This is a genomic window from Adlercreutzia equolifaciens (assembly GCF_029076695.1).
GTDB lineage: Bacteria > Actinomycetota > Coriobacteriia > Coriobacteriales > Eggerthellaceae > Adlercreutzia > Adlercreutzia equolifaciens_A.
Map to the genome: position 1 here is coordinate 1 of NZ_JARFIK010000408.1, position 300 is coordinate 300.

General features: G+C 37.3%; 1 protein-coding gene. It reads left to right on the forward strand.

Annotated features, from left to right (window positions below; genetic code table 11):
- Positions 1–300: ATP-binding cassette domain-containing protein (locus PZH32_RS12940; protein ID WP_275208662.1), on the forward strand; the 300-nt coding region annotated here is incomplete at both ends.

The following is a 300-nucleotide window of genomic DNA, read 5'->3' on the forward strand; positions in this document are numbered from 1 at the left end:
GCAAAAGAATTTTAGCAGAAGGAATTCATTTAAAAATAAAAGGTTCAGAAAAAATCTGTATGATAGGAGCCAACGGGGCAGGAAAAACGACTCTTCTAAAAAAGATAGCGGAAGAACTCCTAAATCGGAATGACATTAAAGCAGAATATATGCCTCAAACTTATGAAGACCTGCTGGATTTGGATGTTACACCGGTTGATTACCTTGATAAAACAGGAGATAAAGAAGAGCGTACAAGAATTAGAACATACCTTGGTTCACTTAAATACACACCAGATGAAATGGAGCATCCGATTCGGG